This window comes from Tepidiforma sp. (assembly GCF_034432735.1).
Taxonomy (GTDB): Bacteria; Chloroflexota; Dehalococcoidia; order Tepidiformales; family Tepidiformaceae; genus Tepidiforma.
Genome location: NZ_DAOUBJ010000048.1, coordinates 64,386 through 86,385, shown reverse-complemented (window position 1 = coordinate 86,385; position 22,000 = coordinate 64,386). Strand labels below are relative to the sequence as shown.

The 22,000-nt window shown below is 67.2% G+C and carries 22 protein-coding genes; 19 read left to right on the top strand and 3 right to left on the bottom strand.

The features are described 5' to 3' along the window. Positions 1-161 precede the first annotated feature (161 nt). The 9 genes from topA to VAE53_RS05155 all read left to right on the top strand — a co-directional run bounded on the left by topA (position 162) and on the right by VAE53_RS05155 (position 8,475). On the top strand, positions 162-2,510 hold the full coding sequence (topA, locus tag VAE53_RS05195; RefSeq protein WP_322818309.1) for a type I DNA topoisomerase: 2,349 nt from the start codon (positions 162-164) through the stop codon (positions 2,508-2,510). 83 nt (positions 2,511-2,593) lie between these two features. Beyond that, entirely contained in the window at positions 2,594-3,568 is a 975-nt protein-coding gene (locus VAE53_RS05190) for a tyrosine recombinase (RefSeq protein WP_322818308.1), read from the top strand. Positions 3,569-3,602: 34 nt separating this feature from the next. Continuing rightward, entirely contained in the window at positions 3,603-4,043 is a 441-nt protein-coding gene (gene aroQ, locus VAE53_RS05185; protein WP_322818307.1) for a type II 3-dehydroquinate dehydratase, read from the top strand. Next, positions 4,040-5,167, top strand: a complete 1,128-nt coding sequence (locus VAE53_RS05180; RefSeq protein ID WP_322818306.1) for a Xaa-Pro peptidase family protein — start codon at positions 4,040-4,042, stop codon at positions 5,165-5,167. The genes aroQ and VAE53_RS05180 overlap by 4 nt, the downstream gene beginning before the upstream one ends. Next, entirely contained in the window at positions 5,164-5,724 is a 561-nt protein-coding gene (efp, locus tag VAE53_RS05175) for an elongation factor P (protein WP_322818305.1), read from the top strand. The genes VAE53_RS05180 and efp overlap by 4 nt, the downstream gene beginning before the upstream one ends. Before the next feature lie 49 nt (positions 5,725-5,773). Then, positions 5,774-6,967: an exodeoxyribonuclease VII large subunit gene (xseA, locus tag VAE53_RS05170; protein ID WP_322818304.1), complete on the top strand. Its 1,194-nt coding sequence runs from the start codon at positions 5,774-5,776 to the stop codon at positions 6,965-6,967. Beyond that, positions 6,967-7,239: an exodeoxyribonuclease VII small subunit gene (gene xseB, locus VAE53_RS05165; protein WP_322818303.1), complete on the top strand. Its 273-nt coding sequence runs from the start codon at positions 6,967-6,969 to the stop codon at positions 7,237-7,239. Before xseA ends, xseB begins: the two co-directional genes overlap by 1 nt. Continuing rightward, positions 7,232-8,041 carry a formyltransferase family protein gene (locus tag VAE53_RS05160; RefSeq protein WP_322818302.1) on the top strand — a complete coding sequence of 270 codons (810 nt, stop codon included), beginning with the start codon at positions 7,232-7,234 and terminating at the stop codon, positions 8,039-8,041. The genes xseB and VAE53_RS05160 overlap by 8 nt, the downstream gene beginning before the upstream one ends. A 5-nt stretch (positions 8,042-8,046) precedes the next feature. Next, the gene (locus VAE53_RS05155) at positions 8,047-8,475 is read left to right on the top strand and encodes a hypothetical protein (RefSeq protein ID WP_322818301.1); all 429 of its coding nucleotides are present in this window, start codon (positions 8,047-8,049) and stop codon (positions 8,473-8,475) included. Between the two features lie 15 nt (positions 8,476-8,490). Here the strand turns inward: VAE53_RS05155 and argH are convergent, their stop codons facing one another. Together argH and VAE53_RS05145 are read right to left on the bottom strand one after the other, a co-directional pair. After that, complete coding sequence (gene argH / locus VAE53_RS05150; protein WP_322818300.1) at positions 8,491-9,864, bottom strand: argininosuccinate lyase; 1,374 nt, start codon at positions 9,862-9,864, stop codon at positions 8,491-8,493. After that, positions 9,854-10,603, bottom strand: a complete 750-nt coding sequence (locus VAE53_RS05145) for an HAD-IA family hydrolase (protein ID WP_322818299.1) — start codon at positions 10,601-10,603, stop codon at positions 9,854-9,856. Before VAE53_RS05145 ends, argH begins: the two co-directional genes overlap by 11 nt. Before the next feature lie 122 nt (positions 10,604-10,725). On the opposite strand from VAE53_RS05145, the gene glgP reads away from it, so the two are divergent. The 8 genes from glgP to VAE53_RS05105 all read left to right on the top strand — a co-directional run bounded on the left by glgP (position 10,726) and on the right by VAE53_RS05105 (position 20,433). Further along, positions 10,726-13,278 carry an alpha-glucan family phosphorylase gene (glgP, locus tag VAE53_RS05140; protein WP_322818298.1) on the top strand — a complete coding sequence of 851 codons (2,553 nt, stop codon included), beginning with the start codon at positions 10,726-10,728 and terminating at the stop codon, positions 13,276-13,278. A 13-nt stretch (positions 13,279-13,291) separates the two neighbouring features. Further along, positions 13,292-14,527, top strand: coding sequence for a hypothetical protein (locus VAE53_RS05135; RefSeq protein WP_322818297.1), 1,236 nt, complete (start codon positions 13,292-13,294; stop codon positions 14,525-14,527). Then, the gene (locus VAE53_RS05130; protein WP_322818296.1) at positions 14,524-15,903 is read left to right on the top strand and encodes a glycogen synthase; all 1,380 of its coding nucleotides are present in this window, start codon (positions 14,524-14,526) and stop codon (positions 15,901-15,903) included. The genes VAE53_RS05135 and VAE53_RS05130 overlap by 4 nt, the downstream gene beginning before the upstream one ends. A 35-nt stretch (positions 15,904-15,938) precedes the next feature. Then, a complete protein-coding gene (locus VAE53_RS05125) occupies positions 15,939-16,928 on the top strand; it encodes a Gfo/Idh/MocA family oxidoreductase (protein WP_322818295.1) in 990 nt (329 codons plus the stop codon). Beyond that, positions 16,928-18,352: a nucleoside triphosphate pyrophosphohydrolase gene (gene mazG, locus VAE53_RS05120; protein WP_322818294.1), complete on the top strand. Its 1,425-nt coding sequence runs from the start codon at positions 16,928-16,930 to the stop codon at positions 18,350-18,352. Before VAE53_RS05125 ends, mazG begins: the two co-directional genes overlap by 1 nt. A 65-nt stretch (positions 18,353-18,417) precedes the next feature. Further along, positions 18,418-19,059, top strand: coding sequence for a thioredoxin family protein (locus VAE53_RS05115; protein WP_322818293.1), 642 nt, complete (start codon positions 18,418-18,420; stop codon positions 19,057-19,059). Between the two features lie 69 nt (positions 19,060-19,128). Continuing rightward, entirely contained in the window at positions 19,129-19,494 is a 366-nt protein-coding gene (locus tag VAE53_RS05110; RefSeq protein WP_322818292.1) for a hypothetical protein, read from the top strand. 150 nt (positions 19,495-19,644) lie between these two features. Further along, positions 19,645-20,433, top strand: a complete 789-nt coding sequence (locus VAE53_RS05105) for an alpha/beta fold hydrolase (RefSeq protein ID WP_322818291.1) — start codon at positions 19,645-19,647, stop codon at positions 20,431-20,433. Positions 20,434-20,503: 70 nt separating this feature from the next. Here the strand turns inward: VAE53_RS05105 and VAE53_RS05100 are convergent, their stop codons facing one another. Beyond that, positions 20,504-20,986, bottom strand: a complete 483-nt coding sequence (locus VAE53_RS05100; RefSeq protein ID WP_322818290.1) for a hypothetical protein — start codon at positions 20,984-20,986, stop codon at positions 20,504-20,506. 122 nt (positions 20,987-21,108) lie between these two features. Between VAE53_RS05100 and VAE53_RS05095 the strand changes: the two genes are divergently transcribed. Together VAE53_RS05095 and VAE53_RS05090 are read left to right on the top strand one after the other, a co-directional pair. Next, the gene (locus VAE53_RS05095) at positions 21,109-21,573 is read left to right on the top strand and encodes a helix-turn-helix transcriptional regulator (protein ID WP_322818289.1); all 465 of its coding nucleotides are present in this window, start codon (positions 21,109-21,111) and stop codon (positions 21,571-21,573) included. Between the two features lie 31 nt (positions 21,574-21,604). Continuing rightward, positions 21,605-21,985, top strand: coding sequence for a poly(R)-hydroxyalkanoic acid synthase subunit PhaE (locus VAE53_RS05090; RefSeq protein WP_322818288.1), 381 nt, complete (start codon positions 21,605-21,607; stop codon positions 21,983-21,985). Positions 21,986-22,000 lie beyond the last annotated feature (15 nt).

The window sequence follows — 22,000 nt, the reverse complement described above, 5'->3', positions numbered from 1 at the left end:
TCCCGAGCGATGTGGAAACGAAGGGGCAAGGACTGGACGTGACGACAGCAGCAGCGACGCGACGGCGAAAGCGCCAGGCGGGGACGGTAGAACCGGCGACGGAGGAGACGCGATCGAGCGTAGCAGGAGGGGGAAAGCGGGGCCCGCGGTACCTCGTGGTCGTGGAATCGCCGACGAAGGCGCGAACGTTGCAGGGGATCTTGGGCAGCGAGTACCTGGTGATGGCCTCGTTGGGCCATGTGCGGGATCTGCCGACGTATGGGTACGGGGTGGAGAATGTGGAGGAGCTGAATTTCCGGCCGAAGTACGTGGTGGTGCGGGACCGGGCGGGGCGGGTGGACAAGGGCGAGGTGATCCGGGAGATCGCCGAGGCGGCGAGGAAGGCCGAGCGGGTTTTCCTGAGCACGGACCCGGACCGGGAGGGCGAGGCGATCGCCTGGCACATCAAGGAAGCTGCGGGCATTCCGGACGAGAAGGTAACGCGCGTGGTGTTCCACGAGATCACGCGGCCGGCGATCGAGGCTGCCTTTGCGGAGGCGCTTGGGCAGGTCCCGGCGCAGGATGGCCACGGGCGTCGGGAGCCAGGAAGACTGGATATGCACCTGGTGGATGCGCAGCAGGCGCGTCGGGTGTTGGATCGGCTGATTGGATATCCGCTGACGTGGTTCGTGCAAAAGAAGGTGAGCCGGGGGGCGAGTGCGGGGCGGGTCCAGAGCGTGGCGCTGGGCCTGATCGTGAAGCGCGAGCGGGAAATCCAGGCGTTCCGGCCGGTGGAGTATTGGACCATCGAGGCGGCGCTGGCGAAGGATGGGCGCGGGTTTTCGGCGGCGCTCGCCTCGTTCGAGGGGATGAAGAAGGGAGCGAAGATGCGGCCGGAGTTCGGCCCGGCTGGCCCGGCGATTCCGGACGAATCGACGGCTTCGGGGCTCGTGGAGGAGTTCCGGCGGGCGACGTTCACGGTGACCTCGGTGAAGCCGGGCCAGCGGAGGCTTTCGCCGGCGCCCCCGTTCACGACGAGCACGTTCCAGCAGGCGGCGGTGAACCGGCTGGGAATGGGGACGGCGCGAGCGATGGCCGTGGCGCAGGAGTTGTACGAGGGCATCAACGGGATGCCGGGGCTGATTACGTACATGCGAACGGATTCGGTGGCGGTCTCGCAGGTAGCCCAGCAGCAAGCGCGGTCGTTCATTCGGGCACGGTGGGGCGCGGATTTCGTGCCGGAGAAGGCGCGCGTTTATCGGACCCGAGCGCGCGGCGCGCAGGAGGCGCACGAGGCGATTCGCCCGACGGACCCGACGCGCACGCCGGAGCAGCTGCGCGGGCTCATCAGCGCGGAGCAGTTGCGGGTGTACGACCTGATTTGGCGACGCTTCATGGCGAGCCAGATGGCGGATGCGCGATACCGGACGGTTTCGGTGACCATCGAAGCGGCAGGTGAGGGTGTGCGAAAGGGGACCTTTCAGGCGAACGCGAGCACGTTGGTGTTCGAGGGGCACCTGAAGGTGTACGGGGCGGAGGCCGCGGAGGCGAACGAGGATGGGGAGCAGGTGGTGGATTCGTTGCCGGAGCTGGTGGAGGGGACAGTGCTCGAGCGGCAGGAGGTGGAGGCGAAGCGGCATCAGACTCAGCCGCCTCCGCGTTACACGGAGGCCTCGCTGGTGCGCGCGCTGGAGGAGTTGGGCATCGGCCGCCCGAGCACGTACGCGAGCATTGTGCAGACGGTGCTGAAACGGGAGTACGTTCGGAAGGAGGGTCGGCAGCTGGTACCGCAGGAGCTCGGGTTCATCGTGCACGATCTGCTCGAGCGGCATATGCGGAGGTACGTGGACGTTCCGTTCACGGGCGAGATGGAGGAGGAGCTGGACGAGGTTGCCTCGGGCGAGCGCGACTGGATGGAGGTGTTGCGGGAGTTTTGGCCGGAGTTCAAGGCGGAGCTGGACAGGGCCGAGGCGGAGGCGGAGAAAGAGCAGCAGGAGACGGACATTCTCTGCGAGGGGTGTGGGCAGGCGAATCTGGCCATCAAATGGGGGCGCAACGGGAAGTTCTTTGGCTGCCCGCGGTACCCTGAGTGTACGTTCACGCTCCCGATGGGCCCGGACGGCCAGCCCCTTCGGTTGGGGCCTCCGGAGGAACTGGCGTATCGGTGTCCGAAGGATGGTGGGCGGCTGCTGAAGAAGACGGGGCGCTTTGGCGCATACGTGGAGTGCGAGAACCGGGCCGGGGGGTCGTGCGATTTCCGGAGCGGGGTGCCGGTTGGGGTGCCGTGTCCGGAGGAGCCGGAGACGGGCCAGCTGGTGGAGAAGACTTCCCGACGGGGGACGTTCTATGCCTGCTGGAACTACCCGAATTGTAGCTACACGACGAACAGCCTGGACCGGGAGAAGATGACGCCGCCGCGCCCGCTCGAAGTGCGGGAGGAGGCGAATCGGAAGCTGCTGGAGCGAAGCGCGCGGGGGAAGGCGGCCTTCGCGAAGCGGCGGGCGAACGCTGCTGCCCGCAAGGCGAGCTGATTGGGCGCGTCGTGGAGGTGGTTGGGGGAGGTGGTGCGTGAGGTCCCCTTGCGCTGGCAGTCTTGACGGAGCAGCATGCGGTTATGCCGAGTCGCGCGGTGCACCAGACGGCTGAGGCGTATCTGGATGCGTATTTGCGGGAGCTGGCGGTAGTCGCTGGCCGCTCGCCGTACACGATTCGGAATTACCGAAACGACATCGGGGGTTTTCTGCGCTGGTGCCGGGAGCGGGGGTTGGAGCCGATGGAGATTTCGCGGCAGGTGTTCCGCGAGTATCTGGGGGAGTTGAGGTCGGGGGGGATGGCGGTCGGTTCGTTAACGCGGCGGGCGAGCACGGTGCATGGCTTTTACCGTTGGTTGCTGCGGGAGGGCGCTACGGACCGGGACCGGCTGCACGGTATCGCGATGCCGAAACGGCCGAGGCGGCTTCCAAAGGTGGTGGACCCTGGGACGCTCGACCGACTGTTGACCGCACCCGATCTGGGAACACCGCAGGGGCTCCGCGACCGGGCGATGATGGAGCTGCTTTACGGGGGTGGGCTGCGCATTTCGGAGTTGGTGGCCCTGGACCTCGGCCAGGTGGACCTCAGTGAGGGCTCGGCGGTGGTGCACGGGAAGGGCGCGAAGGAGCGGCTGGTGCTTTTCGGGGAACCTGCGATGCTGGCCTTGGAGCGGTATTTGGCGGAGGGGCGGCCGAAGCTGGCGGCAGGCGGGCGGGGGATGGCGTCGGCGGCGCTCTTTCTGAACCGCTTCGGCGGCCGGCTGACGGCTCGTTCGGTGCAGGGGATCGTGCGGCGGTACGCGACTGCGGCGGGGATCGCCGTGGATATTCACCCGCACCTTCTGCGGCATTCGTTCGCGACGCATCTGCTGGATGGAGGGGCGGATCTGCGGATCGTGCAGGAGTTGTTGGGCCACGCGTCGCCGACGACGACGCAGATTTACACGCACGTGAGCCGGCAGGCGCAGGCGGAGATGGCGCGCGAGGCGTGGGAACGACTTGCGGAGGAGGCGCTGGCGGGGCCGCGCCGGCGACGCCCTCGGGCGTCCGAGGCGTGACAGGGACTGCTCTCGGGTCAGACAATCGGCGGTGATGCAGATCTTGTTGGCGCATGGACCGAATTTGAACCTGCTGGGCGAGCGGAGGCCGGAGGTCTACGGAACGACGACGCTGCTCGAGATCGAGGCGGAGGTCGCGGCGGTGGCGAACGCACGTGGAGCGGCGGTGATTTGCTTTCAGACGAACCACGAGGGTGCGCTCATCGATGCGCTCCACCAGTATCGGCGGGTGGTCGATGGGGTGGTGTTGAACGCGGGGGCGTGGACACACACGTCGGTGGCGTTGCGGGATGCGATCGAGGCGGTGCAGCTGCCAGTGGTGGAGGTTCATCTTTCGAACACGCACCAGCGGGAGGACTTTCGGCACCGGTCGCTCATCGCGGGGGTGTGCATCGGGCAGGTGACGGGGCTGGGCCGCGACGGCTACGGGGTCGCGACGGCGCTCTTGTTGGACCATCTGGAGACGCGGGGATGAGCGGGCGGTTGGAGCGGCTCCGGGTGCTTCTGGAGGAGGCCCGGCTGGAGGGCTTGCTGGTGGCGGCCCCGGGGGAGGAGGGACCGGGTTGGGCGTCGCGGGCGTATTTGAGTGGGTTCACGGGTTCGGCGGGGGTGCTGCTGGTGACGCGGGAGCGGGCGGTGCTGGCGGTGGATTCGCGGTATTGGGAGCAGGCGGAGCGGGAGACGTCGGGCCGCGGTGTCGTGGTGATGCGGGCCCGGGGGCGGCGCGAGGTGTGGCTGAGGGAGCTTTTCGGCGAGACAGGCGCGGCTGGCAAGCGGATCGGGATCGCGCCGAGCGACGTGACCTACGGGGGCTATCTGACGATTCGGCAGGCGGTGCGGAGCTTTCCGCCTGGTGACCGGCCGCGGTTGCGAGCGGCGCCGGGGTTGGTCGAGCGGCTACGAAGGGTGAAGGATGCGGAGGAGCTGGCGCTGCTGGGCGAGGCGATTCGGATCGCCGATCGGGCGTTGGAGCGGGTGATGGCGGGGCTCGTTCCGGGGATGACGGAGACGTTGGCCGCCGCGCGGTTCGAACAGTTCGTGCGGGAGGAGGGCGGTAGCGGCGTTTCTTTTCCGAGCATCGTGGCGGGTGGGCCGTGGAGTGCGTTGCCGCATGCGCAGCCGCGTTCGGTGCCGCTGGAGGAGGGGGCGCCGGTGGTGATGGATGTCGGGGCGCGCTACCGGGGCTACTGTTCGGATGTGACGCGGAGTTTCGTGCTGGGGGAAGCGGATGACCGTTTCGCGGAGGTGTACGAGGTGGTGCGGCGAGCGCAATTGGCAGCGATTTCGGGTGTGGAGGCGGGGATGCGGGGGGATGTGGTGCACGAGCTGGCGCACGCGGTGATCCGGGCGGCAGGGTGGGGCGATGCGTTCGGGCACGGGCTGGGCCACGGGGTGGGGTTGGAGGTGCATGAAGCGCCGTATCTCGGTCCGTCATCGCAGGATGTTCTCGAAGAGGGAATGGTGTTTACCATTGAGCCGGGCATCTACCTGCCTGGCTGGGGCGGGATACGGATCGAAGACGTCGTCGTGCTCGAGGATGGCAAGGCGCGCGTCCTGAGCCACGCTCCGAAACTGACTTTCGAGGGAGAACGTTCATGATTTCGACGGGAGAGCTGAAGAAGGGCGCGACTATCGAGCTCGACGGGAAGTTGTATTCCATTTTGGACTATGCGCATATCAAGATGGGGCGCGGCTCGGCACAGGTGCGGATCAAGTTCCGCGACGTGCGGAGCGGCGCGATTATCGAGCAGACGTTCCAGGCGGGGACGAAGTTCCAGCGGGCGCGGGTGGAACGTCGGGAGATGCAATATCTCTACAACGACGGTGAATTTTTCTATTTCATGAACACGGAGACGTTCGAGCAGATTCCGGTGTCGGCCGATAAGGTGGGCGATGCTGCGAAGTTCCTGAAAGAGAACGATACGTGCGAGCTGGTGTTGTATGGGGAGGAGGTGATTGGCGTCGAGCTTCCGATGACGGTGGAGCTGGTGGTGACGGACACGGAACCGGGGTTCAAGGGGGACACGGCGACCGGCGGAACGAAGCCGGCGACGCTGGAGACGGGGCTGGTGGTGCAGGTGCCACTCTTCGTGGAACCTGGGACGAAGATTCGGGTGAACACGGAAACTGGGCAGTACATCGAGCGGGTGCAGTAGCGCGCGGGTACTCGCGTGAGGGGGAGGGAGGGCGTAGCCTTGGCTGGCGATGGTTGTGTCGAATCAGGTTCTGCCCGTCTCGGCGGTGGTGAGCTTTTTGCGGGAGTACCTGGAGGCGAACGAGCTGCTCTCGGACCTATGGGTGACGGGGGAGGTGACGAACGCGAGTCGGAGTCAGCTGGGCCATCGGTACTTCACGCTTCGTGACGAGCGGGCGGCGATTCGCTGCGTGATGTGGCGCGACCGGATGCCGCCGGACTTCCAGCTGAGGAACGGCGAGCGGATCATCGCGCACGGCCGGATCACGGTGTATGTGCAGCGGGGGGAGCTGCAGTTCGACTGCGACTTTGCCCGGCCGGAGGGGGTGGGGGCACTGGCGGCGAAGCTGGAGGAGCTCCGGCTACGGCTGGAGGCGGAGGGGCTCTTCGACCCTGCGCGGAAGCGGCCGTTGCCGCGTTTTCCGATGCGCATCGGGCTAGTGACCTCGCCAGGCGGTGCGGCGCTGCACGATGTGCAGTTCGTGTTGGGGAAGCGGTGGCCCATCGCGACGCTCGTTTTCGCGCCGGCGATGGTGCAGGGCGAGCAGGCACCGGCGCAAGTCGTGGCGGCACTGCGGCGGCTGGGGCAGGAGCCGGACCTAGATCTGGTGTTGGTGACACGGGGTGGAGGCGCCGCGGAGGATTTGCACGCGTTCAATGACGAGCGGGTCGCACGGGCGATTTACGCCTGTCCGTACCCGGTGGTGACTGGTGTGGGGCACGAGACGGATGTAACGATCGCGGACCTGGTGGCGGATTTGCGGGCGGCTACACCGAGCGCGGCGGTGGAGCGTGCAACTCCGGACATGGCGGCGGTGCTGCGAACCTTGGAGGTGCTCGACCGGACGATGGCGTCGTCGGTGCGGCAGGTGATTGCGGGGCTGGCGGCCGACGCGGAGGGGCTGACGGGCAGGCTACGGAGGGCAGCGCCTCGCGTCGCGGAGCTGTCGCGGGCGATTTCGGAGCTGGGGAGGGCGATGGATGCGAGCGCGAGGGAGCGGCTCCAGGGGGACCGAGCACGCTTCGATTCGCTCTCGGCCCGCTTCGAGGCGCTGAACCCGATGGCGACGCTACGGCGGGGTTTCGCGATTGTGCAGCGGGAGGGCGGCCGGCAGCCGGTGGTTTCGAGCGTCCGAGGGGTGAGGGCGGGCGACCGCCTTCGCGTTGCGGTTGCGGACGGGGCATTTTGGACGGAGGTACGGTGATGGCGAGCGAGGCGAGCGAGCGATTCGAGGACCTGTACGCGAAGCTCGAGGGGTACGCACGGCGGCTCGAGCAGGGGAATCTTCCGCTGGAGGAGTCGCTCGAGCTTTACGAGGAGGGGGCAGCGTTGGTGGACCGGCTGCGAGGCATGCTTCAGGCGGCGGAGCTGAGGCTGCAGACGATCAATCAGCGGCTGGAGCGGGAGGAATCGGGCCTGCAGGAGCTGGAGATGGAGGTGGATCTCGACGAGGCGGGGTTCGAGGCGGGTGAGTGAGCGGCTCCGAGTTGCATGGCTGACGACGGGCCGGGGCCCAGGCTCGTTCGGCGCGCTTGCGTATTTGTTGGAAGCGGTGGAGCGTGGCCTGGCGGTGGAGGTCTCGGTGGTTTTCGTGAACCGGGAGAGGGGCGAGGCTGAACCGACGGACCGGTTGATTGGCATGGTGGAGGAACGCGGGATTCCCGTCGAGTTGCTCTCTTCGGTGCAATTCCGAAAGGCGCGAGGCGGGAAGTTGGGGCGCCCGGGCGAACCGCTGCAGCCGTGGCGATACGAGTTCGATGCGGAGGTGGCGAGGCGCCTCGGGAGGTACGGTTTCGACCTGGGGGTGATGTTCGGCTACATGCTGATCGCGACGGAGGAGCTCTACGGGAGGTATACGTTTCTGAACGACCATCCTGCGCTGCCAGATGGCCCTGTGGGGACGTATCAGGAGGTTATCGCGGAGCTGATTCGGGCGGGTGCTACTGAATCGGGGTGCATGATGAACGTGGTGACGGGGGAGGTGGACCGTGGGCCGGCGGTGAGTTTTTGCCGCTATGGGATTCGTGACGCGGCGAATGCCAGGCTATGGGCGGCGTTGCCGGTGGAGCGGGCGCTGGCGTTGTCGCTGGAGGAGATTGTGGGGACGGAGCTTTACGCGGATATCCGGAGGCGGGGTGTGGAGCGGGAGCGGCCGTTCCTGGTGGAGACGCTGCGGGCGATTGCGGAGGGTCGGCTCGCTGTGCCGCCGGCGGTGCCGCTCGACCTGACGGAGGCGGTCGAGGGTGTGCTCGCTGGGGGCGATGGGGCCGTATACTGAGCGGCATGGCGTTTTCGAGCACTTCCTGCCCTGATTGCGGAGCCGGCTGCGAGCCCGCGGACAACTACTGTCGGCGATGTGGGATGTACCTGGCGGCGCTGCGCGAGGTGGTGGTTGCGCCGCCGGCACCGGCTGCGCCGGCGCGGTACGAGCGAGAGCGGGCGACGCTCCCTGCACCGGTGAAAAAGGCGGTGACGGCGGTGGCCATCGGCACGGCGCTCCAAGTGGGCATGAGTCTGACGGGGAAGTATTTGGCGCGGCAGGCGGCGAAGCAGGCGGTGGGCGCGGTGCGCGGGAGGGCGAATGGGAAGCCGGGACGGCCGCGCTCGCGCGAGGTTGCTCCGCCGGTGGAGCAGGACCCGGACGAGTATGCGGACGCGGCGGTGGTGAGCGAAACGGTGCTGATTCGCCGGGTGTGGATTCGGAGGCCCTAGGTACCGGACGGCTACCTACGCGAGGAGGGCGCGGAGTTGGCGTGCGGCGTCGCGGACCCTTGGGGGAGCGGTGCCGCCGGGGACGTCGCGCGCGGCGATCGACGATTCGACGGTGATGGCGAGGACGTCGGGCTCGAAGAGGGTGGAGGCGGCGCGATAGAGCTCGAAGGGGAGTTCGGCGAGCTCGCAGTGGCGTGATTCGGCCTCGCGGACGAGTCGACCGACGATGGTGTGTGCTTCGCGGAAGGGCATGCCCTTTTTGACGAGGTAGTCGGCGATGTCGGTGGCGAGGGCGTAGCCCTGGCCGGCAGCTTGGCGCATGCGCGGCAGGTCGAACTCGAGTGCCGGGAGCATGGCGGCGAAGATCTGGAGAGTGGGGATGAGGATGCGGCCGGCGGCGAGGTAGTAGCCTTTGTCTTCCTGGAGGTCGCGGTTGTAGGCGAGTGGGAGCCCTTTGAGGGTGGTGAGGATGCCGGTGAGTTCGCCGATGAGGCGGCCGGCGCGCCCGCGAGCGAGCTCGGCGACGTCGGCGTTTTTCTTTTGGGGCATGATGCTGGAGCCGGTGGCGAAGGCATCGGGGAGGCGGAGGAATCCGTATTCGGCGCTGGCCCAGAGGATGATCTCTTCGGAGAGGCGGGAGAGGTGGACCTGGGTCATTGCGCAGGCGAAGCAGAACTCGGCGACGAAGTCGCGGTCGGCGGTGGCGTCGATGGAGTTGCGGGAGATGGTTTCGAAGCCGAGTTCGCGGGCGACCATTTCGCGGTCGAGGGGGTAGGGGGCGCCGGCGAGGGCGCCGGAACCGAGGGGCAAGACGTTGGTGCGACGGCGGCAATCGGCGAAGCGCTCGCGGTCGCGGAGGAGCATTTCGCCGTAGGCGAGGAGGTGGTGGCCGAGGGTGATGGGCTGGGCGCGCTGGAGGTGGGTGTAGCCGGGCATGGGGTCGGCGGCGTGGCGTTCGGCGAGGTCGCAGATGACGCCGATGAGGTCGCGCAGGGCGGCGGTGGCGTCGTCGCAGAGGGCGCGGACTGCCATGCGGTTGACGAGGGCGACCTGGTCGTTGCGGGAGCGTGCGGTGTGGAGGCGGCCGGCGGGCTCGCCGATCTGTTCGCGGAGGAGGGCTTCGATGTGGGTATGGATGTCTTCGAGTTCAGGGCGCCACTGAACTTCGCCGCGGCGGAACTGTTCGCGGACGTTTTCGAGTCCGCGGACGATGGCGTCGGCGTCGGCGGGGGGGATGATGCCTTGGTGTCCGAGCATGCGGGCGTGGGCGATGGAGCCAGCGATATCGAATTCCCAAAGGTCGCGGTCGAGCCCGGCGGTGTAGGCCTGGGTGAGCTCGTGCATTTGGCCTTGGAAGCGGCCGCCCCAGGTTCGGCCGTCAGTGGACACGGGAGGCCTCCGCGAGGAGTGACCAGTGGAGGAGCTCGGTGACGTCGTCGAAGGTGAAGTCGGGGGTTACGTCGGTGGCATCGGGGGCGGAGCGCTTCCATGCGGCGGCCATGCCGAGGCGCTGTGCGCCGGCGATGTCTTCGGCCAAGGAGTTGCCGACCATGACGGCTTCTGCGGGCTGCAGGTCGAGCTGCTGGAGTGCTGCTTGGAAGAGGCGAGGGTGGGGCTTGAGGTAGCCGACTTCGACGGAGACGGCGATGGCGTCCCAGCCGATATCGAGGCCGGCTTCGCGGAGGTCGGCGCGGAAGCGTTCGCCGCCGAAGGCGCGGTTGGTGACGATGCCGAGGCGGAAGCCGCGCTGGCGGAGGGTTTCGAGGGTGTCTCGGGCACCGGGGTAGGCGAGTTTTCCGCCTTCGGCGCCGGAGACGTAGATGGCATCGAGGAAGTCGGCTGCGAGGGCGGGGGTGAGGTGGACGCCGAGGGCGCGGGCTGCTTGGGCGGCGACGTTGGCGTAGTCGGGTTCGACGAGGGTGCCGGCCCGAGCGGTGCGCATAGCTTCTTGCATGGCGTCCCAGCAGGCGCGGGCGAGGGCATCGGGTGTGGCGCCGTCGAGGCCGTTGGCGGCCATGAAGGTAGCGGCGCGCTCGGCGGCGCGGCGGCGGAATTCGGCGGGCGGGGGTGCCCCAGCTGCGTGCCAGAGGGTATCACCAACATCGAAGAGGACCGCGCAAACGGGCATGGTTGGGGGGACCTCGCCGCGGCGGGGGCCGCGTTTCGATGATGGCAGACGGCGGGCCAACGGAACACCGAGAGCCGGAAGGTGTTTACCGGCTGGCTATCGACGGGGCATAGAATGTGGGGATGCGACTTCGCTCTGCCCGAACTTTTCTCGTCGAACCCATTCTGCCGGGGCCGCTCGAGCCGCTCCGCCGGCTGGCGCGCAATCTGTACTGGACGTGGAACACGGACGCGGCGGCGCTCTTCGAGCGGATCGACCGTGAGCTGTGGGAGGAGACGGAGCGAAACCCGGTCCGGCTGCTGCAGTTGGTGTCGCGAGAGCGCCTGCACGAACTGGCGGAGGACGATGGCTTTTTGGAGCATCAACGTCGGGTGGGTGAGGCGCTGGATGCCTATCTCTCGCGGCCGCCGCAGCTCGAGCTGGAGGGGCTGGAAGCGGGGGATGTGATTGCCTATTTTTCGTTGGAGTTTGCGCTGGCGAAGTGTTTGCCCAACTATTCGGGCGGGCTCGGGGTGCTGGCGGGCGACCATTTGAAGTCGGCGAGCGATCTTGGGTTGCCGCTGGTGGGGGTGGGCCTTTTTTACCACGAGGGGTATTTCCGTCAGGAGTTTTCGCCGGACGGCTGGCAGCAGGAGGTGTACCTGGACCTGGACCCGGCGACGCTGCCGATGGTTCACGTTGTGGACGGGAGCGGGCGGCCGGTGGAGGTGCCGGTTCCGTTCGATGGGCGGGATGTGTGGGTGCAAGCGTGGCGGATCGATGTGGGGAAGACTCCGCTGTTTGTGTTGACGACGAATATCGTGCGCAACAGTCCGCAGGACCGGGGCATCACTGCTCGGCTGTATGGCGGAGATAACGAGATGCGCATTCAGCAGGAGATGGTGCTGGGCATCGGGGGAGTGCGGCTGCTGCAGGCGCTGGGGATCGAGCCGGCGGTTTGCCATATGAACGAGGGGCACTCGGCGCTCCTCGGTATCGAGCGGATCCGGGTGGCGATGGAGCGCTTCGGGGCTTCGTTCGCGGAGGCGAGGCTTCCGGTTTCGGGGGCGACGGTGTTCACGACGCACACGGCGGTGGCGGCGGGGATCGATCTGTTTCCGCCGGATTTGCTTCGGCGCTATCTTGGTCATTACTGGGCTCGGATGGGGTTGGACGACCGAGGGTTTCTGGATCTCGGACGGACGCGGCCGGGCGACGATGGGGAACCGTTTTCGATGGCGGTGTTGGGGCTGAACCTGAGCGGCTACCGGAACGGGGTGTCGCAGCTGCACCGTGGTGTTTCGAGGCGGCTTTGGGAGTCGGCCTGGCCGAACTATCCGGAAGAGCTGATCCCGATCGATGCGATCACGAACGGTGTGCACCTGCCGACGTGGGTTTCTCACGAGATGGGCGAGCTTTTCGACCGGTATGTGGGGCCGGGTTGGCGCGATGACCCGCTGCACGCGAACTGGCTGGGGGTGTACGACATTCCGGACGAGGAGCTGTGGCGGGTGCACGAGCGACAGCGGGAGCGGCTGATTCTCCATGCGCGCCAGCAGCACGCGGAAGATTTGCTCCGGCGGGGGTTGCCTCCGGTAGCTGCTGGGGGCGGGCCTGTGCTCGATCCGGGTGCGTTGACGATCGGCTTTGCGCGGCGGTTCGCGGGGTACAAGCGGGCGACGCTGCTGTTCCGGGATTTGGAGCGGCTCGGCCGCATCCTGGGTGATCCGGAGCGGCCGGTGCAGGTGCTCTTCGCGGGGAAGGCGCATCCACGTGACGACGGGGCGAAGGCGCTTATCCGGGAGGTGGTGCAGGTGAGCCGTTCGCCGGAGTTCCGCGGCAGGCTGGTGCTGCTGGAGCGGTACGATGTGGAGCTGGCGCGGCTGCTGGTTGCGGGGGCGGATGTTTGGTTGAACACTCCGCTGCGGCCGCTGGAGGCGAGCGGGACGAGCGGCATGAAGGCGTGTGCCAACGGGGCCCTCCACGCGAGCGTGCTGGATGGGTGGTGGTGGGAAGCGTACCGGCCGGGAACCGGATGGGCGGTGGGGAGGAACAGGCTCGACGACGATCCGGAGGCGCAGGACGCGTTCGATGCGGAGTCGCTCTATGGATTGCTCGAGGACGAGGTGGTGCCGCTGTTCTACGACCGCGATGGGCTGGGGGTGCCGCGGGGTTGGGTGCGGAGGATGAAGGATTCGATCGTTGCGTATGTGGCCCAGTTCAGCACGAGCAGGATGGTGCGGGACTACGCGATGAAGGCGTACGGGCCGGCGGCGGCGGCGTGGCATGCGCTCCGGGCCGAGAATCTGGCCCGTGCGCGGGAGCTGGCTGCGTGGCTCGAGCGGGTGCGTGCGGGGTGGGAGTCGGTGAAGGTGTACGCGGTGGAGGACGATGGCTCGGAGGTTCGCGGTGCGGAGGAGGCGGTGAATGTGCGGGTGCAGCTGTACCCGGGCCCGCTGCAGCCGGCGGAGCTCCAGGTCGATATCGTATTCGGACGGGCGAAATCGGGAGGCGAGCTCCATATCGAGGCGGCGGCGCCGATGACGTTCGTGGCGCAGCAGGAGGACCGGCTGTGCCGCTACGAGGGGGCGTTCGTGCCTGGCGTGGGGGGGAGGGTCGGATATGCGGTGCGCGTGGTGCCTCGCCACCCGAGCCTCCCGCCGGTGATCACGACGGGGCTCGTTCACTGGGCCTGAGGAGGGGGCCGGCATGATCGCTTGGGCGCTGCTTTTGCATTTTTACCAGCCGCCGACGCAGACGCACGACGTGTTGGTGAAGGTAGCGGAGGAATCGTACCGACCGCTGATTGCGGTGCTTCGTGCGCACGAGAACGCGCGTGTGGCGGTGAATCTGCAGGGAGTTCTGACGGAGCTGCTATTGGAGCATGGGTTGGGCGATGTGGTCGGCGGGCTCCGGGAGTTGGCGGAGATGGGTCGGGTGGAGTTCGTGGGCAGCGGGAAGTTTCACCCGATTTTGCCGCTCATCCCGGAGGCGGAACGGAAGCGGCAGATCGCTGAGAATGCGCGGACGAACCGGGCCGCGCTGGGGCGTGCTTGGAATCCGCGGGGGTTCTTTCCGCCGGAGATGTGCTACAGCCGGGATATTCTGGGGGCTGTGCATGCCGCGGGACACGAGTGGCTGATCGTGAGCGGGGTGGCGTGTCCGGTGGAGTGGCCGGTGGACGTGGTGTGCCGGGTGCCGGTGAACGGTGCGCAGCTGCGGGTGCTGTTCCGGGACGATATTCGGAGCAATCGGATTTCGTTCAAGGAGACGAATCCTGAGGGCTTTCTCGACGATCTCGGGAGAGTCGGGGAGGGGAAGGATGCGTATGTGGTGACGGCGATGGACGCGGAGACGTACGGGCACCACATTCGCGACTGGGAGCGGGAGTTTCTTGGTGCGACGCTTTCGCTGCTGGCGGGGGAGGCGGCGGCGGGCTCGCCGCGGGTGGGGATGGTCTTCCCGAGCGAGCTCATGGAGCTGTTTCCGGATGGGCCGGTCGTGGAGCCGCACGCATCGAGCTGGAGCACGAGTCTGGATGATTTGGCGGCGCACAATCCGTTTCCGCTGTGGAAGGCGCCCGGCAACCGCGTGCACGAGCTGCAGTGGGAGTATGTGGACCACTGTCTGGACTTGGTGGCGGTGGCACGGCGGTATGCGACGACGCCGGAGGCGAAGGAGTTCGCGGGGGCGGCGTACGAGCGGCTCGGGCCGGCGCTCCACAGTTGTCAGTTCTGGTGGGCGAGCCGGAGGCCGATGTGGAGCATTCCGATGATCTATCGGGGGTTCCTGTTGCTGAATCAGGTGGCGACGTACGCGGCGCATGCGGTGGCGATCGGTGAGGCTTCGGAACCGGTGAAGCGGGAGGCGCGGTGGCGGCTCGCGGCGGCGAACGAGACGCGCCTGGAGTTGGAGCGCGAGTTGATCGGGAGCCGGGCGCCGTGAGGATTCTGTTCGCCAGTGCGGAGGTGGACCCGTTCGCGAAGGTAGGTGGGCTGGCGGACGTTGCTGCCTCGTTGCCGCAGCGGCTGAAGGAGATTGGCCACGATGTTCGGGTGGTGACGCCATGTCACGCGTCGGCGGCGAGGGCGCACGCGGCCTCCCGGCAACACCGGCTGCTGCATGTGGCGACTCCTGGGAAGGCGAGGGATATCGACGTTGCGACGGTGGAGGGCGTAGGTGGGGTGCCTGTGGAGCTGGTGGCGGATTCGCACTATTTCCTCCGGGCGAATGTGTACGGGGAGCCGGACGACCTGTTGCGGTACCAGTTTTTCTGCCGGGCGATCGTGGAGATGCTTCGGTCGGACGAGTGGGTGCCGGACATTTTGCACTTGAACGACTGGCACACGGCGCCGTTGGCTTTTGGGCTGCGCAATTTGGCGTGGTCGAATCCGCGGCTGCGTGGTGTCGCGAGCGTGTTCACGATCCACAACCTGCGGTACCGGGGGCCGGACGAGCTGAACGATTTTCTCGCGCAGGCTATCTACTATGCCGACATCGTGACGACGGTGAGCCCGACGTACGCGCGGGAGATTCTGACGCGGGAGTACGGGGAGGGGCTGGAGGCGCTGCTGGGGCTGCGGGGGGATTCGCTGATGGGGATCTTGAACGGGTTGAACTACGACCTGTTCAATCCCCGGACAGACCCGGCGATTCGTCATCATTACGATTTGGCGACGGTCGAGCAGCGGTGGGCGAATCGAGATGCGCTGCGGGAGGAGCTGGGGCTGCCGAAGACGGATGGGCCGATCGCGGCGATGGTGACACGCTTGACGGAGCAAAAGGGTGTCGACCTTGCGATTCAGATTGCGCCAGAGATGGTGTTGGCTGGGGGGCAGTTCGTGGTGTTGGGGGACGGGGATCGGTGGCTTAAGGAGGAGCTAGGGCGGCTGGAACGGGAGTATCCGGAGCACGTTCGGCTGGCGCCGCGGTACGATCCGGGGTTGGCGCAGCGGATCTATGCCGGTTGTGACCTGTTCTTGATGCCGTCGCGATACGAGCCGTGTGGGTTGGGGCAGCTGATCGCGATGCGTTACGGTGCGGTTCCGATTGGAAGGCGGACGGGGGGGTTGGCGGATACGATTTTGGACCTGGACGAGCACCCGGAGACGGGCACGGGGTTTTTGTTCGACGAGTTCAGTCAATTTTCGTTGGCCTCGGCCTACGAACGGGCGGTGCGGGCGTTCCGGGAGCCGGAGACGTGGCTGCGGCTGCAACGCAACGGGATGAGTCGGGACTATTCTTGGCGGGCTTCGGCGACGTATTACGTGGAGGCGTATACGAACGCGCTGCGGGCGCGCGGGATCGTGCCGCTGGAGTAGCGCGCGGGGCTGTGCGTGCTATGCTCGCGGCCACGATGGGCGAGAAGCGCATCCTGGTCGTTGGTGCGGGGTCGATGGGCTCGGCGTTGGCGCGGATGCTGGCGGAGGGGCGTGTGCCCGGCGTGGTGCCGGCGGGCGTTGTGGATATCGACGGGACGCGGGCGTTGGAGCTTGCCAACGCGACGGGCTCGCGCGCTTTTGGGGAGATCGGAACGGCGGTCCGGGAGACGCGGCCGGATGCGGCCTACGTGGCGACGCCGGATGCGCTCCATCGGGAGCCGGTGGAGCAGATCGTGGGCATGGGCGTGCCGGTGCTGGTCGAGAAGCCGCTGGCGACGACGGTGGAGGATGCGGAGGCGATGGCCGAGGCGGTTCGGCGCGCTGGTGTTCATGCGGAGGTGAATTGGCTGCTGCGATGGAATCCAGCGTTCGTGGAGACGAAGCGGGCTATCGACGCTGGTGAGCTCGGTGATGTGCGGCTGTTCAATGGGCGGCTGAATCACCCGGTGAGCTCGCCGCGTGAGCGGCTTCATTGGAGTGGGGGGACGACGCCGGCGTGGTTCTCGATGTCGCACTTGCTGGACCTTGCGCTCTGGATGGCGCGTAAGCGGGCACAGGGGGTCTACGCGCTCGGCGGCCGGGGGGAGTTGGCGGGTCATGGGATCGAGACCTACGACTGGGTGCATGCGGTGGTGCGGTACGCGGATGGCGCCGATGGGATGTTCGAGGCGTGCTGGATTCTTCCGGATAGTTGGCCGACGGCGAGCGACCTGGGGCTGCGCGTGGTGGGCACGCGTGGGGCGGCGGAGATCGACGGCGCGCATCAGGGCGTGGCGTTGGCGGCGGACCGCTTCCGTTTGGTGGCGCCGGTGCACTGGTTTCCGCAGCGGCTGGCGGCCTTCCTTCGCGCGGCGGAGGGGCTCGGGCCGCCGGCAGCAGGCTTCGACGATGGGGCGGAGGTGACGAGATTGTTGGTGGCGCTCCATCGGAGTCTCGAGAGCGGCCAGGTCGAGCGGGTGCGGTGATGGTGGCGGGTATCCAGATTGTGGGACTGGGGCCGGGGTCGCGGGAGCTCCTGACGCGCGAGGCGGAGGGGCTGCTGGCCTCTGGGCTGCCAGTGATTCTGCGGACGCGCCACCATCCGACGGTGGAGGCGGTGGCGTTCGGGGGCCCTGTGGAGGATTGTGACGATCTGTACGAGCGTGGGCGTGCGTTCGAGGAGGTGTACGCGCTGGTGGCCGAGCGGGTGGTGGCTGCGGGTACGCGCGGGGCGGTGGTGTACGCGGTACCCGGGCATCCGCTGGTTGCCGAACGCAGTGTGCTGGCGGTGCTGTCGCTGGCCGAGGAGCGGGGGATTCCCACGCGGGTGGTTCCTGGGGTGAGCTTCGTGGATGTTGCGTTGGCGGTTCTGAGGATCGATGGGGCGAACCTGCAGGTTTGCGATGCGCTCGAGCCGCGGGTGGATACATGGCGGCCGGCGATCTTCGGGCAGGTGTATGGCCCTGGCGTGGCTTCGGCGCTGAAGTTGCGGCTGTTGGAGTGGTATCCAGCGGAACACTCTATCTGGGTGCTCCGCCGGCTGGGAACGTCCGACGAGCGGGTGGACGAGATGCCGCTCGCCGAGCTGGACCATCGCCCCTTCGGTTACCTCGACGCTGTCTACGTGCCACCGATTTCGCCGGTGGAGGATGTGCGGCGGCTCGACGGGTTGGTAGAAGTGGTGGGCCAGCTGAACGCTCCCGATGGCTGCCCTTGGGACCGGGAGCAGACGCACGAGACGCTCAGGCCCCACCTTCTGGAGGAGGCGTACGAGGCGCTGGAGGCGATCGACCGGGGCGACTGGGCTGCCCTGGAGGAGGAGCTGGGCGACTTGTTGTTGCAGGTGCTGATGCACGCGGAGGTGGCGGCGCGCGCGGGGACGTTCACGCTGGCCGATGTCGTGGAACAAATTTGCCGGAAGCTGGTGCGGCGACATCCGCACGTCTTCGGGGATGTTCGGGCGGAGACGGCGGAGGAGGTGTACCGAAACTGGGAGGCGCTGAAGCGGGCGGAGAAGCCGCGGATGTCGATTCTGGACGGGGTGCCCCGGACGCTTCCTGCGTTGGCAGCCTCGCAGGCGATCCAGGGCCGTGCTCGACGGGTCGGTTTCGATTGGCCGGACGTGGAAGGGCCGCTGGAGAAGTTGCGGGAGGAGCTCGCGGAGCTGGCGAGGGCGGAAGGCGGGGCCGAGCGGGAGGCGGAGCTCGGTGATGTGCTCTTCACGCTGGTCAACGTGGCCGACCGTCTGGGCGTGGATGCAGAGCAGGCACTCCGATCGGCGAACGAGAAGTTTCGGCGGCGCTTCGGGAGGGTGGAGGAGCTCGCGCGGGAGCGTGGATTGGACTTGCAGGCGCTCGACCTCGGGGCGCTGGATCGGCTTTGGGAGGAAGCGAAGAGGGAGGTTGGGTGATTGTGAGGGGCAGACCGAGCGGGTAGGCTTGTTGGTTACAATCAGCAACCGACTGGAGGGTAGCGATGACGCAGGCGAAGGAATCGGTGATCACGTTCGAGCGGTTCAAGAAGGGGAAGACGTTCCAGGAGTACATCGACTCGGGGATCCGGAACCGTGAGCTGTTCGTGGAGAACTACGAGGGGACGAAGCTGACCGCGGAGCAGGAGGCGGCGCTGAAGGAGCTGGCGGCGCGTCCGAACGGCCCGCACCATATCGTGGTAATAGGCGAGGACTGGTGCCCGGATGTGTACCGAGGGACGGGTGTGGCGCAGCGGATGGCGGAGGCGATGGGTGCGGAGCTGCGCTTTTTCGAGCGTGACCAGAACAAGGACATGATGGCCGAGTACTTGAACAAGGGTGAGTTCGAGTCGATCCCGGTGTTCATCTTTTATGACAAGGAGCATCGGGAGATTGCGCATTTCATCGAGCGGCCGCAGTTGGCGAACGAGCAGCTGCACTTGGCGCAGGAGGCGCTGGGCGATGTTTCGCCGGCGGGGATTGCGAAGCAGCTGGGTCACGAGCCTTCGGAGGAGGAGATCAAGGCCGCGCGAGCGGCGGCACGCGAGCGGTATCTGGCGTGGCAGAAGGGTGAGGTGTGGGCGAACTGGCGGCTGGCGACGGTGGACGAATGCATCGCGCTGTTGCGCTCGAAGCTCGGGAGCTGAGGGGAGGCGGCGGCTTGCGGGCCCTACGCGACACTGGATAGGCGGGGGCCTAGGGTGTGAAATGCGTCGATGACCGGGGCCGAGCGGAATCGAGGCGGAACAGGGGGCCGGTGGATGTTGGCGGCGGCCCTCCTGTTCTTTTGCGTGGCGGGCTATGTGGGGGCGATGCGGGCGACGGTGGGGCTCTCGCTGGTGGAGAGCGACGCGGATGCGGCGCGCCGCGATCTGGTCTATTCGGTCATCCACGTGGGGTTGCTGGTCGGCGCGGCGATGGTTGGTTTCGTGACGGGAAAGTGGGTGAACGGGCTGGGGCTGGCCTTCGCGGTCCTTTTCGTGGTCGTTCTCGCGACGGCGATGGTCGGCCTTCAGGTGGTGACGTTCGAGGTGGCCTGCTCGGGCGGGCCGAACGGGCTGATTCGACACTGGCACTGCTGACGGTGAATCGGGGGTTTGCCGGGTGTGGTGAAGGGCTGGGGCCGTCGAAGGTGAGAGCAGTGTCTCTTGCGTTCGAGGGGTGCGGGGCGCTAGGGTTTCGCGTGCCCGGGCTACCGGGCGGTAGGCGGCGATGCGCCGCAGGGAGGAGCCATGAGCCAGGCTGCCTACTCGGTCGATCCGTTCGCGGAGGATGCTTCGCTCATCCCGGCTTCGACGCCGATCTGGCGGGAGGCGTTGTTTCCGCTGGAGTGGCTGGCGCTCCGGGCTTCGCCGGTGTATTGGGGTTTCGGTGTTCCGCATGGGAGCGGTGAACCGGTGGTGGTGGTGCCTGGGTTTTTGGCGAGCGACGCTTCGTTGGTGGAGCTGTATTGGTGGCTGGCGCGGATTGGCTACCGGCCGTATTTCTCGCGTATCGGACGGAATGTGGATTGTCCGGATTTCCAGACGGGCCGGCTGCGAGAGACAGTGCTTCGTGCGCGGCAGGAGACGGGGCAGCGGGTACGCCTGGTGGGCCACAGCCTCGGGGGGATGCTGAGTCGCAACCTGGCGCTGGAGCATCCGGAGGATGTGGCGATGGTGATTACGCTGGGTTCGCCGTTCCGCGATGCGGTGCGTGCGCACCCGGTGTTGATCTCGGCGGCGGCGACGATCCGGAGCTACGCGGGGAGGGGGGCGGCGCGGAATGTGCGCCCGTCGTGTTTCAGCGGGCACTGCACGTGTACGTTCGTGAAGAACATGCTGATGCCGGGCGAGTGGCAGGTGCCGCGGTTCGCGGTGTTTTCGCGGCAGGACGGGGTGGTGGAGTGGGAGAGTTGCGTGGAGGATGACCCGGCGCTGAACGACGAGGTGCACGCTAGCCATCTGGGGATGGTGGTTCACGCGGGGACCTACCGCGCGATTGCGCGGCGGCTGCGGATGTGCTCTGCGGGTTCGGGTTGAGAACGCGCACGGGCCCGGGAGTTCCGGGCCCGTGCGGTTGGGCGTTCTGCGCTGAAGTCGTGGGGAAGGGTCAGGCGGAGGCGGGGGCCTCTTCGTTCTTTGTGTTCGCGGTGCTGGACGGCTGGAAGGCCTCGAGGCCTTTCTTCATCATGTCGGCGAAGGGGTTGGCGGTGGCCCATTGGCGGGCGACTTCGACTGCGGCGGCGGCGGTTTCGCGGTTGGCCTCGGCGAGCTTTTTGATGAGCTCGCGGGCGTCGGCGCCGCTGGCGAGGGCTTCCTGGTAGGCGACCTGGGTGAAGGCAAGGGCGCGGCCCTGGGCGGCGGTCGTTGCCTCGAGGATGCCGGCGTAGAGTTGGCCGAGGTCGGTGGGTTCGGCGGCGAGCTTCTTCCCGAGCTGGAGGGCTTCGCGCTGGCCGGCGATGACATCGGCGGCGAGCTGGCGGCTGACCTTGATGCCGCGCTCGTTGGCCTTTTCGATGGCGTCGACGAGGAGGTCGTAGCCTTCGATGAGGGCGTCGTAGTACTTCTGGATGGTTTCGGTGGCGGTCGTCATTGCGGTGAGGTTTCCTTTCGCGGGCAGCTGCCCGTATCTATGTGCAAGATACACATACCTGCGAACCTTGTCAACAATCGGCGTATAGGTGCATACTGCTTCTAGAGGTGATGAAGAGGAAGATGACAACGGACGAAGATTCGGCGAAGCCGACTGGAGCTGCCGGCGAGAATGGGGAGGGGGGTGCGCGGGCGCAACGTGGTGCCGCGCCGGAGCCGCGGTTGCACGGCGAGCTGCTTTCGACGACGCTGCTGGCGTTTTTGCGGGGATGGAACGCGTACGGGTACGAGCTGGCGCAGCGGCTTGCGAAGGCGGGGCTGCCCCAATCGGATAGTGGGACGGTTTATCGGACGCTAAGGCAGCTGGAGCGGGCTGGGCTGGTGTCGTCGTTCTGGGATGTTTCGGAGAGCGGGCCGGCGCGGCGGATGTACAGTCTGACGGCGGCAGGCGAGGCGTTTCTGGCAGGTTGGATCGATATTCTGGAGCACTACCAACGGGTGCTCCGACAGGCGGCCGAGGGCTTCCGGGCCTTTGCCGAGCGGGGCCGCGACGAGGCGATTGGCGACGAGAGCTCTGGCAAGGGCTGAGCGCATCACGAGGACCCGGGAGGGCAGGTCGATGGCCGAGAAGACGACGATGGATCCGCTGGCGATGTGGCGTGAGTGGGTGGCGCAATCTGAGCGGCAGTGGAACGCGTTTCTGAACCAGGCGATGGCGACGGACGAGTTCAGCAAGGCGATGGGCCGGTTCATGGACTTTTATTTGAACCTGCAGAAGGGCATGAACGAGACGATGAGCCGGTATCTGCAGCTGGTGAATATGCCGAGCCGCCAGGAAGTGTTGGCCCTGGGGGAACGGCTGAGCGGCATCGAGGAGCGACTGGTACGGATCGAGGGGCTGCTCGGGGGTCGGATGGCCGGGGCGGAGGCGCCCTCGCCGGCGGCGACGGAGGTGAGGCGTCCGCCGCGGACGAAGAAGCCGCCCGCCGCGACGGTGTAGGCGGGGGCGCCGCGG